The organism is Gluconacetobacter tumulisoli (assembly GCF_014174155.1).
GTDB classification, from domain to species: domain Bacteria; phylum Pseudomonadota; class Alphaproteobacteria; order Acetobacterales; family Acetobacteraceae; genus Gluconacetobacter; species Gluconacetobacter tumulisoli.
The window spans coordinates 111315-125259 of sequence record NZ_JABEQM010000005.1; the positions used below are offsets into that span (position 1 = coordinate 111315).

Here is a 13945-nt window from a genome sequence, read left to right on the forward strand (position 1 = left end):
CCCGAGGCGGGACCGTCCCTTTCCCCGGATGGGATCGGAAATCGTAACACCCGCGTCACGACAGGCTTGCATGCCCGCATATCGTCAGTATGCTGACTGTTAACGGCGGTGGAGGCAACAGTGAATCCCACATTCGATCTGATTTTGCGGGGCGGCACGCTGGTGGATCCGATGACCCAGCGGCATGGCGTCGCCGATATCGGCATTGCCGGCGGCCGGATCGCGGCCATCGAACCCGCCATCGGCGGCGACGCCTCGGCACGCGAGATCATCGACGTATCGGGCCGGATCGTGACCGCCGGACTGATCGACACCCATGCCCATGTCTACCAGCACGTCACCGGGCGCTTCGGGCTGGATCCCGACATGGTCGGCGTGGAATCGGGCGTCACCACCCTGGTCGACCAGGGCGGACCCAGCTGCATGACCATCGGCGGTTTCCGCCATTTCATCGCCGAACGCGCGCAAAGCCGGGTCCTGTGCTTCCTGTCGGCCTACCTGGTCGGCGGGCTGGAAGGGCATCTCTATCCCGAACTGTACGGGCCGGGTCAGACGAATATCGAACATACCGTCCGCGCAGCGCGCGAAAACGCGGACATCGTGCGCGGCATCAAGGCCCATGCCGAAATCGGCGGCGTGTCCCGCTGGGGGCTGGAGGTCATCAGGATCGGCAAGCGCATCGCGCGCGAGGCCGGGATTCCCCTTTATATCCATCTGGGCCAGCTCTGGCCGACCAAGGACGACACGCCCGACATCGACGCGGACGAGATCGTGCGCGAGCTGGTGCCGCTGATGGAGGCCGGCGACGTGCTGGCCCATCCTTTCACGCGCCATCCGGGCGGATTCATTTCCACCGAGACCAACGCGGTCCATCCCGTCGTATGGGCGGCGCTGGAACGTGGCGTCACGGTCGATGTCGGGCATGGATCGCATTTCTCGTTCGACATGGCCCGGACGGTCATGGCGGCGGGCATCCGCCCCTATACGCTGGGCGCGGACATGCACGGCTACAACGTCCGCGTGCCTTCGGCCACCGACCTGGCCGACCGGGGCCGCAACCCCTTCGCCGGCGTGGCCCCGTTCAACCTGACCAACGCCATGTCCAAGCTGCTGTACCTGGGCATGGGGCTGGACGAGGTCGTGGCGACGGTGACCAGCCATCCGGCCCTGATGCTGGGCATGGCCGACCGGATCGGATCGCTTCAGGTGGGGCGCGAGGCCGATATCTCGGTCCTGGAGCTGCATCGCGGCAGGTTCGAGATGACGGACAACAGCGGCGTCACGGTGCAGGCCGGCGAAATGCTCGCCCCCGTCTTCGCACTGCGCGCCGGACGCCGGCACGACGCGACCAGCCCGCTGATCCCGGCCGTCGCGTGACGCACCCGGCCACCCGGTGGGGCGGCCTGAGCCGCGCGGAACGCGACGCCGCCTATGACAATGTCGCCGCGGTGCCGGGCGCCCGGTCCTACATGGCCGGGCTGCGCGCCGCGTCGGCCGCGTTCCGGACCGCGCCCCGCGACGCGACGCTGGACGTCGCCTACGGTCCCGCGCCACGGCAGCGCTGGAATCTGTATCCTGCTGAGTCGGCCGGCGCCCCCTGCCTGGTTTTCCTGCATGGCGGCTACTGGCAATGGAACGACCCCGAACATTTCGCGTGCCTGGCGGCGGGCCTGCGGGCACGGGGCTGGTCGGTCGCAATGGCGGGCTACACGCTGGCGCCGGAAGCATCGCTAACCCGGATCGTCGGGGAAATCGACGCCGCGCTGACCTGGCTGGCGGCCCACGGCCGACCCCATGGAATCGCGGGGCCGATCCTGGTATCCGGCTGGTCGGCGGGGGGAACGCTGGCCGCCCTGGCGCTGGGCCACCCCGCCGTCGCGGCTGGCCTGGCGGTGTCGGGCATCTTCGAACTGGGTCCGCTGCGCGATACCGGGCTGAACGCCGCGCTGAACCTGGCGGATGCGGAAATCAAACGATTTTCGCCCCTCCGCCTGCCCCCGGTCGGCAAGCCGCTGGCCATCGCCTACGGATCGCGCGAGTTGCCGGCCCTCTGCCATGACAGCCGCGCCCTGCACGGCCTCCGGGCGGCCGCCCATCAGCCCGGCCTGCTGCTTCCGGTGGCCGGCGCCGATCATTTCAGCATCCTGGAGACGCTGCGCGACCCCGACGGCGAGTTGACCCGGATCGCGTGCCTGCTGCTGCCCTGACCGCCGGTCCGGATCAACCGGTCCAACGGCGGGCCCAGCGACGGATCATGTCAGCGGGCCCTGTCAGCGCGGACGCAACAGGGCGGTGGCCGCCGCGACGTTCCGCGCCGTGTTGCGGACGTTCACGGCGGCTTCGGCCAGGGCCTCGTCCAGGGTGCAGGGGCGGTTCACCACGCTGAAGACCGCGTCGATGCCATGGGCATGCACCGCCTGCGCGTCGGCGCCCAGCGACCCGGCGATGCCGATGACGGGGCGGCCATGGCGGCGGGCGACGCGGCCGACACCGACGGGGGCCTTGCCATGCACCGTCTGGCCGTCGATGCGTCCTTCGCCGGTGATGACCAGGTCGGCGTCCGCGACGATCGCATCCAGCCCCAGCGCATCCGTGACGATGTCCACGCCGGGGCGCAGCGTGGCGCCCAGGAAGGCGATCGCCCCCGCCCCCATGCCGCCGGCGGCGCCGGCGCCGGGGACGTCCGCCACCGGCCGGCCCAGCGCGCTTTCCAGCACGCGCCCGTACACCGCCAGATTCTCGTCCAGCCGCCGCACCGTCTCCGGCGTCGCGCCCTTCTGCGGCCCGAAGATTTCCGATGCCCCATGCGGCCCGGTCAGCGGGTTGTCGACGTCGCATGCGACCTCGACCCGGCAGTCGGCCAGCCGGCGGTCCAGCCCCGCCATATCGATCGTCGCCAGGCGGCCGAGGGCACCGCCCCCGAACGGCAGTTCGGCCCCCGACCGGTCGCGCAGCGACGCGCCCAGGGCCTGCGCCATGCCAGCGCCCCCGTCATTCGTGGCGCTGCCGCCCAGGGCCAGGATGATATGGCGGCAACCATGGTCCAGGGCCGCCAGGATCAGTTCCCCGACACCGTATGTCGTGGCCGCCAGCGGGTCGCGCAATCCGCGCGGCACCAGCATCAGGCCGGCAGCGGCGGCCATTTCCACGACCGCGGTCCGCCCGTCGCCCAGGATGCCGAAATGGGCGTCGACCGGTTCGCCCAGCGGCCCCGTCACCCCCCGGCGCAGCATCCGGCCACCGGTCGCCACGACCAGGGATTCAGCCGTCCCCTCGCCGCCGTCGGCGGCCGGAAGCTTCACATAGGCCGCTTCCGGATAGATCTCGCGGAAACCGGCCTCGATCGCGTCGGCCACTTCCAGCGCCGACAGGCTTTCCTTGAAGGAATCACAGACGATCACGATCTTCATTGCTGCCTCCTTGGACGATTGCCCCTTCGGGGTCTTATCGGTTCACGCGTGTCGCCGGCATCCGTAGGACCAGCGCCACGCCCAGCAGCGCGACGGCGGCCAGGACATACAGCGCGTCGTCGGTGCTGTGCGTCGCATCCTTGATCCAGCCGACCAGATAGGGGCTGACGAAGCCCGCCATCTGACCCGTCGAATTGATCAGGGCCAGCCCGCCCGCCGCCGCGGCCGGGCCGAGATATCCGCCGCAGAGCGGCCAGAACAGCGGCAGGCCGGCCAGCGCCCCGGCCGTCGCGACCGTCAGCCCCGCGAGGGCCACCGGCGCGTTGGCGGGAAACCGGGCGGCGACCGCCAGCCCCGCCGCCGCCATCAGCAGCGGCACCGCCATGTGCCAGCGCCGTTCGCGGCGCCGGTCGGCCGAACGGCCCATCAGGATCATGAAGATCGCCGCCGTCAGGTAGGGAATGGCGCTGAGCCATCCGATGGTGCCGGGATCGCGATAGCCGCTGGCCTTGATGATGGTCGGCAGCCAGAAATTGATCGCATACACGCTGGCCTGCGTGCAGAAATACAGCAGGCCGAGCAGCCAGATCGCCGGATTGCGCAGCACCCCGCCGAACGTGTCGGACAGCTGGGCGGGCCGGTTCAGGCGATCCTGGTCCAGTGCATCCTGCAGCAGCGCGCGTTCATCCGGCGTCAGCCACGACGCCCCGCCGATCGTGTCGCTCAGCAGCAGCAGCATGCCGATGCCCAGCAGCACCGTCGGCAGGCCCTGCAGCAGGAACAGCCATTGCCAGGCCGCGTACCCCCCCTGCCCGGCCGCGAAATGCGTCAGGATCCAGCCGGAGAACGGGCCGCCGAACACGCCCGACAACGGGATCGCGGACATGAACAGCGTCAGGACCCGGCCATGCCGCCGCGCCGGGAACCAGCTGGTCAGATACAGGACCAGGCCGGGAAAAAACCCCGATTCCGCCGCCCCCGTGGCCAGCCGCAATGCATAGAAGGTCGCCGGATTGCGGACGAACATCAGGCTGGCCGACAGCAGGCCCCAGACGATCATGATCAGCGCCAGCCATCGCCGGGCGCCGACTTTCTGCAGCATCAGGTTGCTGGGCACCCCGCAGGCGATATAGCCGAGGAAGAAGATCCCCGCGCCCAGGCCATATGCCGTCTCGCTCATATGCAGGCTGTCGAGCATCTCCAGCTTGGCGAAGCCGACATTCACCCGATCGAGGTAATTGAACAGGTAACAGACGAAGATATAGGGCACGAGCCCGATCGTCACTTTCCTGAAAACGGTGTCCAGCCGGTCGTCGACCGGCGGCGAGATTACCGCACTGCTGTGCATGCCTGTTCCCCGACGCTTGTTCTGCCTCCCGCAGCGCCGTCCGGAACGCGCGGGTCCGGGGCGCCGCAAGGGCTGGTTCGCGCGCGCCTGCATCCGAACCGATCCATCACGGTAAGGCAGAAACGCCTTGGCACGCTTGATGCAAATGCACTAAGAATGGCCGGATTCTTCCATAAATTTTCAAGCAATCGACCAATATCCCGCGATGGTGCCGATGATTTCCGCCCCGGATTCCGCCCGGCCGCAGGATGCCCCGCCGCGCTGGTCGATCGATCCGGCGCTGGCGCAGGCGATCGTGGACCGGTCGATGGCCATCATCGACTGCAACATCAACGTCATGGACGCGCGGGGGGTGATCGTGGCCAGCGGCGACCCGGCGCGGCTGGGCCATATGCACGATGGCGCGCTGCTGGTCATCGCCCGCCAGGGGCCGGTGGAGATCGATGCCCGCACGGCGCGCCAGTTCGGCACGGCGGCGCGGCCGGGCGTCAATCTGCCGCTGCGCGTCGGCGGCGCGGTGGTGGGCTGCGTCGGATTGACCGGCACGCCGGGCAGCATGCGGCCCTATGCCGAACTGGTGCGCATGGCCGCCGAGACGATGCTGGAACAAGCGCAGAAGACCCGCATGGTCTCGCACGACGCCCGCCTGCGCGAGGAACTGGTCCTGAGCCTGGTGCGGGACGAGGCCCCGGTGCCGGCGCTGATGGAATCGGCGGCGCGGTTGGGCGTGGACCTGCAGCGGCCACGCGTCGCGGCGATCCTGGAGATCCATGGCGACGTGCGCGACGCCACGGCGCTGCTGGGCGAATTGCACCGGCTGACCACGCTGCTGAGCGTGCCCGAACGCGGCAACCTGGTCGCGTCCCTGTCCCTGACCGACATCGTCGTCCTGAAACCCGCGCTGAACGCGAAAGGGGTCTGGAGCCAGGACTGGCACCGCGCGCGCGCGGCGCGCCTGCTGGCCCGCGCAACCCAGGCCACCGGCCTGTCGCTGCGCCTGGCGCTGGGCCGCTATTTCGACGGACCGGACGGGCTGGCGCGATCCTACCGGGTGGCGCGCGCGACACTGGCCGTCGGCCGGCGGCTGTATCCGGACCGGCAGGTCCTGTTCTACCAGGACATGCGCCTGCCCGTGCTGCTGGACGGCCCGCACCAGGACTGGCGGGCGGAGGAACTGCGCGCGCCCCTGCGACCGCTGGTCGAGAACCCGCGGCATGCGCCGCTGCTGCGCACGCTGACGACATGGCTGGCTCACGGCATGCAGCAGGCCGCCACGGCCCGGGCGCTGGACCTGCATCGCAACAGCCTGGATTACCGCCTGAAGCGGATCGAGCGGATCTGCGGCGTCGACCTGACGCGGACCGAGGACATCGTGGCGCTGTACCTGGCGCTTCAGCTGGCGCCCCCGGGCAAATGACGGAACCGGACCGCAACCCTTGTCCCCGCCGGACGTTTCATCCCTGCCGGCCTCCGGCCAGAGAGGCACCATCATGGAGTAACCGAGATGGGCGAACTGCGAGACAAGGTCAAAGGACATGCCGACACGATGCTTGGCGAGGTCAAGCGCGGCATCGGCAAGGCGACGAATAATCCGGAACTGGAAGCCAAGGGCGCGGCCCAGAAGGTGAAGGGCCAGGCCGGAAAGACCAAGGGCGCGATGAAGGGCGCTCTCAACAAGCTCTGACCGCCGTGGGGGGCAGGAGGCGATCCGCCCTGCCCCCTGCCGCCCCGGATCATCCCTTTCCCACCGCCATTCGTTTCCCCCCGTTTCCGCCCGCGCGGACAGAACGGGCGCGAGTCGCGTTCATCCCAGCGGCAACGTCTTGGAATCCGTTTCAAAAATTCGGTCCGCTGGCAAGGGAGAGCGCCCCGGAAAGGCGCGCTCGTGGTGCGTTTTCAAGCATTGAAACGGAGCAGCCTTGTGATCGCCCGTGGCGAAGCTGCGGAAAACGCGCGTCGGATCGCCGGCGGACCGAATTTCCAGCAAACCGAATTTCCAAACGGACTCCAGGGATGTAGGCCAGGGAAGACGCATGGTCAGGGGGGCCGAATGCCTGATGCAGGAACGATGACATTCCAACCGATCGACGGCGTGGTCTTCGACATGGATGGCCTGCTGCTGGACAGCGAGAGCCTGGCCATGGATGCGCTGATCCGCGCCGGGGTGACGCTGGGCTATGACGTATCCGACGCGTTCTGCCGGCGCATGGTGGGCGTGGCGGCCGACGGGTGCCGCACCCTGGTGCGCGAAGCCTACGGCGACACTTTCCCCCTGCAGGACTTCTTCGCGGCGCAGGAGGTCCATCTGCGCGAACTGGTCGACGCCGGCCGGCTGGTCCTGAAGGACGGGGTCACGCCCTTGCTGGATTATCTGGATGCCGAGGGGATTCCCCGCGCGATCGCGACATCGTCCAGCCGCGTTCGCGCCGATCACCATCTGGCCCTGACGGGCCTGCGGCGGCGGTTCGACGTCATCGTCACGCGCGACGACGTCACGCGGGGCAAGCCCGACCCGGAGCCCTACCTGACCGCTGCCCGCCGGATCGACGTCCCGCCCGCACGGTGCCTGGCCCTGGAGGATTCGCACAGCGGCGCGCGCGCCGCCCACGCCGCCCGCATGCCCGTCATCGTCGTGCCGGACCTGCTGGAACCCACCGACGACATCCGGCGGAACGCCCTGGCGATCATGGACGACCTGCACATGGTGCTGGACTTCATCCGGAAGACCCGGTCGTAAGGAACAGGCGCCGCCCCGCCGCCAGGGTCGCGACGTGGCCGTCAGGCCGCCGGCAGGGCCGCGATCGCCTGCCGTGCGGCCGCCAGGGCCGCCGCACGCATGTCGTCACCGCGCGACACGCCTTCGGCCACCACGATGTCCGGCGCCCCGATCCCCACGAAGGCCAGCACTGTGCGCAGCCAGGTTCCGACATGCTCGGCCGCGGCATAGGGCGTGTCCGCGCCGTAAAAGCCGCCGCGCGACAGGACGATGACGACGCGCTTGCCGCCCGCCAGGCCCTTTACCCCATCGGGGCCGTAGCTGAAGGTCCTGCCCGGCACCAGGATGCGGTCGACCCAGGCCTTGAGCTGCCCGGGCACGGTGAAATTGTACATCGGCGCGCCGATCACGACGATATCGGCGGCCAGGAATTCCTCCAGCACCGTCGCGCTGACGGCGCGGGCGGCCTCGTCGCCGGGCTGCGACAGGGGATGATCGGGCGGCAGGTTGGACGGGGTCATGTGCGGCAGCGGATCGGCCACGAGATCGCGGTACGTCACCGCCAGGCCGGGATCGAGACCCAGCAGGTGATCGACGGTCGCGGCGGAGAGCGCACGGCTGACCGAATGGTCGCCAGGCAGAATGCTGGCGTCGAGATGCAGGAGTGTCATCGGGATGTGCTTCCGGTATATGTTTGTAACCGAGGCTATGTTCGTCACCATGACGCCGACGCACAAGGAGGCACATTCTTGATACAGGGGAACAGAACTGTAACCGACGTCGCGCCGGATCCCGACCACGCGGATTGCCGCAAGGTCAGCCGCGTGCTGGCGCGCGTCGGCGATAAATGGAGCGTCCTGGTCGTCATGCTGCTGGGCGACGGCCCCCGCCGTTTCAATGAAATCCGCCGGATGATCGGCGGCATTTCGCAACGCATGCTGACCCTTACGCTGCGTGGACTGGAACGCGACGGGATGGTGACGCGCACAATCTATCCCACCATTCCCCCCCGGGTGGAGTACGCGCTGACCGCGCAGGGCCGTTCCCTCCGTGAACCGGTCCGCGCTCTGGGGGAATGGGCACTGGCGAACATGGACGCCATCGACGCAGCCCAGGCCGCCTTCGACGCGAAGCAGCCGTAGACAAAACGTTTCTTCCCCGACGCTCCCCTGAAAGACGCGTCGGATCGCCGACAGGGCGGATTTTAAACCCGCCTTTCAGATCGGCAGATCGCGATTGTCGGAGATGGCTTCCATCGCCATGTAGGACGTGACCGTGTCCAGTTCGACCTGCGCGATCAGGCGCCGATAGATCTCGTCGAAGGCATTCATGTCCGTCGCCACGATTTTCAGCATGTAGTCGTAATCGCCCGCGATGCGGTAGAAATCGATCACGTTGGGAATGGCGGTCACCGCGCCGCGAAAATTCTGCAGCCAGTCATGGGAATGATGACGGGTGCGCACCATGACGAACACCGTCAGCTTCAGGCCCAGCGCCCCCGCATCCAGCCGCACGGTCTGCCCCCGCACCAGCCCGCGTTCGCGCAGGGCATGCAGCCGCCGCCAGCAGGCGTTCTGCGACAACCCCACGACGTCGGCCAGTTCGCGCTGCGAGAGGGTGGCATCCTTCTGCAGCGCCCGCAGCAGGGCACGATCGAAATGATCCAGTTTCACGGTCATTACCGATCATATGACCACACATGGCGCATATGTAAGCATGAAATTGTGAAGTTTACCCGGGCGGAACCGTCTAATTTACCGGCAGCCAGCCAACGGCCATCCGAGGACAGACCCCATGCAAGATGATCGCGCCCCGCTTTCCGATTTCGCCGCCTCCCTGATGGCCGGCGGCATTTCGGCCCTGCAGGACGGCGTGATCGGGGAAGGCGCGCCCGTTCCCGGCCCCTTCGGCATCAAGGCGCTGGTCTATGCCGACTATGTCGCTTCGGGCCGCGCGCTGCGCCAGATCGAGTCGTTCGTGACGGCGCAGATCCTGCCCTATTACGCCAACAGCCATACCGAGGCGTCGTATTGCGGGCGATACATGACCCGCATGCGACAGGCGGCGCGCGGGCATATCGCACGCCTGTGCGGTGCGACACAGGCGTTTTCCACGATCTTCACCGGGTCCGGGGCGACGGCGGGCCTGAACCGCCTGGTGCATCTGCTGGGGGTGGAGGAAGCGGCACGGGCCGGAGAGGCACCCGTCGTCTTCATCGGTCCCTACGAACATCATTCAAATATCCTGCCCTGGCGCGAGAGCGGCGCCGAGATCGTGGAAATCGGCGAAGCGGAAGAAGGCGGTCCCGACCTGCGCGAACTCGCGGCCGCGCTGGCCGCCGCCGGGCCGTCGCGGCTGAAGGTCGGGGCGTTCTCGGCGGCGTCGAACGTGACGGGTCTCGTCACCGACACGGATGCCGTCACGGCCCTGCTGAAACGACATGGCGCCCGCACGGTCTGGGATTATGCGGGGGGCGGGCCATACCTGCCCATCGACATGAAGGCCGGCACGCCGTTCGAGAAGGATGCCGTCGTCGTCTCGCCCCACAAATTCATCGGCGGCCCCGGCGCATCCGGCGTCATGATCGTCCGCGACGCGGCCGTGACGCGCGACAGGCCGGTCTTCAGCGGCGGGGGAACGGTCCGGTTCGTCTCGCCATGGGGCCATGATTATTCGGGCAATCTGGCCTGCCGCGAGGAAGCCGGTACGCCCAATGTCATCGGCGACATCCGCGCGGGGCTGGCCTTCCTGGTCAAGGACGCCATCGGGCAGGACCGGATGGACGCCCGTCATGCGGACCTGCGCCGCGCGGCGCTGGCGGCCTGGAACCGCAACCCGAATATCGAGATCCTGGGCAATACGCGGGCCACGGCCTGCCTGCCGATCTTTTCGTTCCGCGTGCGCGACCCGCGACACGGCGGCATGATCCACCAGCAGTTGTTCACCCGGATGCTGTCCGATGGCTACGGCATCCAGGCCCGTGGCGGCTGCGCCTGCGCCGGGCCTTATGCCCATCGGCTGCTGGGGATCGACGCGGCGCGGTCGCAGGCGCTCCGCACCGCGATCCTGGCGGGCGAGGAAATCGACAAGCCCGGCTGGACACGCCTGAATTTCAGCGTACTGATGGACGACACGAAGGCCGGGAAGATCATCGCCGCCGTCGATGAACTGGCGCGCAACCCCTACCCGATGGCCGATTTCTATGTCGGCGATCGCGAAACCGCCCGTTTCCGGACTGCCGGACCGACGCCAGAGGCCGCCGCAGGGGTCGCCTGATCTCCGACGGCCCGTTTCTCGCCAGGCGTGACGCACGGTGCTACCTTCGCCGCCGAGATGACCGTCCTGCCCATCGTCCCTTATCCCGACCCCGGCCTGCGCAGCGTCGCCGCCCCCGTGACCACGTTCGACGCCGCGCTGGCCCGGCTGGCGGCCGACCTGCTGGATACGATGCGCGCGGCCCCGGGCATCGGCATCACCGCGCCGCATGTCGGCATCGGCCTGCGACTTGTGGTCATCGCATTGCCGGCGGACGACCAGATACGCACCTATGCGAACCCGCAGGTCGAATGGGCCGGCACGGAGACCGTGCGGTTCGAGGAAGGCAGCGTGTCCATGCCGGGTGTCTCGGCGGACATCGAACGCCCTGCGCGCGTTCGGATCCGCTATCACGATCTGGCCGGCGCGACGCGGTCGGAGGAGGCGGAGGGCCTGCTGGCGGTCTGCCTGCAGCACGAAATCGACCAGCTTGACGGGATCTTCTGGATCCAGCGCCTGTCACGCCTGAAACGCGACCGCGTGGTCAGGCGCTTCGAGAAACTGCGCCGCACGAATTAGGCGGAACCGCCCCGCCGATCGCGCCCGGGGCCGTCGCCTGCGTCATGGTATCGCCCCGTGGGGCGGCGTGCCCGCCACACGCAGGTCGGGCGCCGCCGCGCCATGGACGATATCGACGCAATGGCGCAGGTCATGGGCATCGATCTGGCCGGGGGCGGACGGCTGGCCCAGCGTGCCGAAGGTCGCCGCCGACCCGAAGACCTCCCCCGCCAGGCGCGACACGACGCCCACTCCGCCCATCGCCATGGTGATCAGCGGCCGGTCGGCCCAGCGTGTCCGCATCTCATACGTCGCGGCCAGCAGATTCAGCACGTCGCCGCCATCGCGCGGCATGACGGCCAGCTTGACGATATCGACGTCGAAATCCTGCATCGCCCGCATCCGGTCCACCAGGGCCGGGGCGCTGTCGGTGCCGGCGAAATCGTGGGACGACAGGATGACGCCCACTCCGGCGCCGCGCGCCGCCGTCACGATGCGGCGCACGACATGACGGCCGCGATTGAATTCGACATCGACCAGGTCCGGCAGCGGATCGGGACCGGCCGCGTTCAGCACATGGTCGTAGAAGGCGACATAGGCCTCGTCCCCGATCGGGGTCATGCCGCCCTCGGCCCCGGTGCGGAAGGTGACGATCAGCGGATGGCGCGCCAGGACATGACGCACTTCGCGGCACAGGGCGGCAGTCCGCGGCCCGTCCAGCACGCAATGCAGGTAATCGACCCGCAATTCCACCAGGTCGATCGCGTCCTCCGTCGCCAGGCGATGGGCAGCCGCCCGGGCCTCGGCCGCCGTAGCGGCGATGATCGGCACGATGATGGCGGGGCGGCCCACGCCCAGCGTGACCCCCCGAACCTTGACGCCGCGAAGGGTCGCGCCCCTGGCCGTGTTGCTCTGCATCGACACGCTGCTCCATCAGGCGCACCCCGGGCACGCCCTCCGTCGCGTCAAAGCCCCGGGGGCGACTCGGTTCCCCCGGGGCGTGCCGATCGCGTGGACAAGGGCAGAGGCCCTTGCCCGGTCGGGCGGGGCCGGCCTTATGTGCCTACGGGGTGGCGCCCGTGTGGAAGCTCTCGAAATTCCTCTCGAACCGTTCGGCAAGGTCGGCGGCGGCACGGCGATAGGCCGCCGGATCGTCCCAGGTCCGGGCGGGATCGAGAATCTGTTCGGGGACGCCGGGCACGTGGGTCGGAATGGCCAGGCCGAAATACGGTTCGACCTGGAAGGACACGTCATCCAGCCGCCCGTCCAGCGCCGCCCGCACCAGCGCACGCGTGTGCGCAAGCGCGATCCGCTGTCCCACGCCATAAGGGCCACCGGTCCATCCGGTATTGACCAGCCAGCACGTCACCGGCGCACGGGCCAGGCAGGATGCCAGACGATCGCCATAGATTTCCGGACGGCGCGGCAGGAAGGGCGCGCCGAAGCAGGTGCTGAAGGTGGCCTGCGGGGTCTTGCCCAGCCCCTTCTCGGTCCCGGCGATGCGGGCGGTATAGCCCGACAGAAAATGATAGACCGCCTGTTCCGACGTCAGCCGCGACAGCGGCGGCAGCACGCCGAATGCATCGGCCGTCAGCATCACCACATGGCGCGGCACGCCGCCGCGGCCGTCCGGGCTGGCATTGTCGACAAAATCGATCGGATAGCAGGCCCGCGTATTCTCGGTCAGGCTGCCATCCGCGAAATCGGGAACGCCGTTCCCGTCGGCCACGACATTTTCCAGGACCGCGCCGAAGCGGTGGGATGCATCCCAGATCTCGGGTTCGGCCTCGCGCCGCAGGCCGATCACCTTGGCGTAGCAGCCCCCCTCGAAATTGAAGACCCCGTCCGGGGACCAGCCATGTTCGTCGTCGCCGATCAGGGTCCGAGACGCATCCGACGACAGGGTGGTCTTGCCGGTGCCCGACAGCCCGAAGAACAGCGCCACCTCGCCATCCGGCCCGATATTGGCCGAGCAATGCATCGGCATCACGTCCTGGTCCGGCAACAGCCAGTTCATGACGGTGAAGATCGATTTCTTGATCTCGCCGGCATATTGGGTACCGGCAATGACGACCAGCCGCTGCGTCAGCGACAGGATGACGGCGGTCGTGCCGCGCACGCCATGCGCCACCGGGTCCATCGGCAGGTCCGGCGCATGCAGGATCACATAGTCCGGCACGAACGACTCCAGTTCCTCCGCCGGCGGGCGGATGAACATGTTGCGGGCGAACAGGGCATGCCACGCGTGCGTGGTCACCAGCCGGATACGGACGCGATGGCGCGGATCCGCGCCGGCATACAGGTCCTGGGTGAACAGTTCCTGCCCGTCCAGATAGCCACGCACATGGTCGCAGCACCGCTGGAAGGCATCGATCGACAGGCGCGTATTGATCTCGCCCCACCAGATATCGGCACTGACGCCCGGTTCGTCGACGATGAACTTGTCCCGCACGGATCGGCCGGTATGCAGGCCGGTCCGTACCATCAGCGCACCGCCCGACGACAGGCTGCCCTCGCGCCGGCGGATCGCGATCTCGGTCAGTTCAGGGGCGTGGAGATTGGCATGGACGGGATCGATGCGGCGCAGGCCGGTATCTTTCAGTGCGCCGTCCGGGCCAGAAGGCCGGAAATCATTATTATTGTTGTTCATTTTCCGTT

At 68.4% G+C, this 13945-nt stretch carries 14 protein-coding genes; 8 read left to right on the plus strand and 6 right to left on the minus strand.

Annotated elements, in window-relative coordinates; genetic code table 11:
* Positions 1-120: 120 nt before the first annotated feature.
* A complete protein-coding gene (locus HLH28_RS07895; protein ID WP_338029683.1) occupies positions 121-1377 on the plus strand; it encodes an amidohydrolase/deacetylase family metallohydrolase in 1257 nt (418 codons plus the stop codon).
* The gene (locus tag HLH28_RS07900) at positions 1374-2207 is read left to right on the plus strand and encodes an alpha/beta hydrolase (RefSeq protein WP_338029684.1); all 834 of its coding nucleotides are present in this window, start codon (positions 1374-1376) and stop codon (positions 2205-2207) included. The genes HLH28_RS07895 and HLH28_RS07900 overlap by 4 nt, the downstream gene beginning before the upstream one ends.
* Before the next feature lie 63 nt (positions 2208-2270).
* Here HLH28_RS07900 and HLH28_RS07905 read toward each other — a convergent pair whose 3' ends face one another.
* Both HLH28_RS07905 and HLH28_RS07910 read right to left on the minus strand, forming a co-directional pair.
* Entirely contained in the window at positions 2271-3410 is a 1140-nt protein-coding gene (locus tag HLH28_RS07905) for a glycerate kinase (RefSeq protein WP_182957173.1), read from the minus strand.
* 34 nt (positions 3411-3444) lie between these two features.
* The gene (locus tag HLH28_RS07910; protein ID WP_182957176.1) at positions 3445-4758 is read right to left on the minus strand and encodes an MFS transporter; all 1314 of its coding nucleotides are present in this window, start codon (positions 4756-4758) and stop codon (positions 3445-3447) included.
* Between the two features lie 214 nt (positions 4759-4972).
* Between HLH28_RS07910 and HLH28_RS07915 the strand changes: the two genes are divergently transcribed.
* From HLH28_RS07915 to HLH28_RS07925, 3 genes are all read left to right on the plus strand, one after another.
* Positions 4973-6175: a sugar diacid recognition domain-containing protein gene (locus HLH28_RS07915; protein ID WP_182957179.1), complete on the plus strand. Its 1203-nt coding sequence runs from the start codon at positions 4973-4975 to the stop codon at positions 6173-6175.
* 87 nt (positions 6176-6262) lie between these two features.
* A complete protein-coding gene (locus HLH28_RS07920) occupies positions 6263-6442 on the plus strand; it encodes a CsbD family protein (RefSeq protein ID WP_182957182.1) in 180 nt (59 codons plus the stop codon).
* A gap of 384 nt (positions 6443-6826) precedes the next feature.
* Entirely contained in the window at positions 6827-7495 is a 669-nt protein-coding gene (locus tag HLH28_RS07925; protein ID WP_182957184.1) for an HAD family hydrolase, read from the plus strand.
* 41 nt (positions 7496-7536) lie between these two features.
* Here HLH28_RS07925 and HLH28_RS07930 read toward each other — a convergent pair whose 3' ends face one another.
* On the minus strand, positions 7537-8145 hold the full coding sequence (locus HLH28_RS07930) for an FMN-dependent NADH-azoreductase (RefSeq protein ID WP_182957187.1): 609 nt from the start codon (positions 8143-8145) through the stop codon (positions 7537-7539).
* Positions 8146-8223: 78 nt separating this feature from the next.
* On the opposite strand from HLH28_RS07930, the gene HLH28_RS07935 reads away from it, so the two are divergent.
* Entirely contained in the window at positions 8224-8616 is a 393-nt protein-coding gene (locus tag HLH28_RS07935; RefSeq protein WP_246395804.1) for a winged helix-turn-helix transcriptional regulator, read from the plus strand.
* 75 nt (positions 8617-8691) lie between these two features.
* Here HLH28_RS07935 and HLH28_RS07940 read toward each other — a convergent pair whose 3' ends face one another.
* Positions 8692-9153, minus strand: coding sequence for an Lrp/AsnC family transcriptional regulator (locus HLH28_RS07940; RefSeq protein WP_182957192.1), 462 nt, complete (start codon positions 9151-9153; stop codon positions 8692-8694).
* 115 nt (positions 9154-9268) lie between these two features.
* On the opposite strand from HLH28_RS07940, the gene HLH28_RS07945 reads away from it, so the two are divergent.
* Together HLH28_RS07945 and HLH28_RS07950 are read left to right on the plus strand one after the other, a co-directional pair.
* Entirely contained in the window at positions 9269-10750 is a 1482-nt protein-coding gene (locus HLH28_RS07945) for an aminotransferase class V-fold PLP-dependent enzyme (RefSeq protein WP_182957195.1), read from the plus strand.
* A gap of 27 nt (positions 10751-10777) precedes the next feature.
* On the plus strand, positions 10778-11308 hold the full coding sequence (locus HLH28_RS07950; RefSeq protein WP_338029685.1) for a peptide deformylase: 531 nt from the start codon (positions 10778-10780) through the stop codon (positions 11306-11308).
* Between the two features lie 42 nt (positions 11309-11350).
* On the opposite strand, the gene aroD is transcribed toward HLH28_RS07950, so the two are convergent.
* Entirely contained in the window at positions 11351-12205 is an 855-nt protein-coding gene (gene aroD / locus HLH28_RS07955) for a type I 3-dehydroquinate dehydratase (RefSeq protein WP_182957198.1), read from the minus strand.
* 145 nt (positions 12206-12350) lie between these two features.
* Positions 12351-13937: a phosphoenolpyruvate carboxykinase (ATP) gene (gene pckA / locus HLH28_RS07960; RefSeq protein WP_182957201.1), complete on the minus strand. Its 1587-nt coding sequence runs from the start codon at positions 13935-13937 to the stop codon at positions 12351-12353.
* Positions 13938-13945 lie beyond the last annotated feature (8 nt).

Bases quoted from the DNA above. Each gene is read 5' to 3' on its own strand.
- HLH28_RS07925 (WP_182957184.1), top strand. From the start codon at position 6,827: ATGACATTCCAACCGATCGACGGCGTGGTCTTCGACATGGATGGCCTG.
- HLH28_RS07910 (WP_182957176.1), bottom strand. From the start codon at position 4,758: ATGCACAGCAGTGCGGTAATCTCGCCGCCGGTCGACGACCGGCTGGAC.
- HLH28_RS07940 (WP_182957192.1), bottom strand. From the start codon at position 9,153: ATGACCGTGAAACTGGATCATTTCGATCGTGCCCTGCTGCGGGCGCTG.
- HLH28_RS07915 (WP_182957179.1), top strand. From the start codon at position 4,973: ATGATTTCCGCCCCGGATTCCGCCCGGCCGCAGGATGCCCCGCCGCGC.
- HLH28_RS07920 (WP_182957182.1), top strand. From the start codon at position 6,263: ATGGGCGAACTGCGAGACAAGGTCAAAGGACATGCCGACACGATGCTT.
- HLH28_RS07945 (WP_182957195.1), top strand. From the start codon at position 9,269: ATGCAAGATGATCGCGCCCCGCTTTCCGATTTCGCCGCCTCCCTGATG.
- HLH28_RS07930 (WP_182957187.1), bottom strand. From the start codon at position 8,145: ATGACACTCCTGCATCTCGACGCCAGCATTCTGCCTGGCGACCATTCG.
- aroD (WP_182957198.1), bottom strand. From the start codon at position 12,205: ATGCAGAGCAACACGGCCAGGGGCGCGACCCTTCGCGGCGTCAAGGTT.
- HLH28_RS07905 (WP_182957173.1), bottom strand. From the start codon at position 3,410: ATGAAGATCGTGATCGTCTGTGATTCCTTCAAGGAAAGCCTGTCGGCG.
- pckA (WP_182957201.1), bottom strand. From the start codon at position 13,937: ATGAACAACAATAATAATGATTTCCGGCCTTCTGGCCCGGACGGCGCA.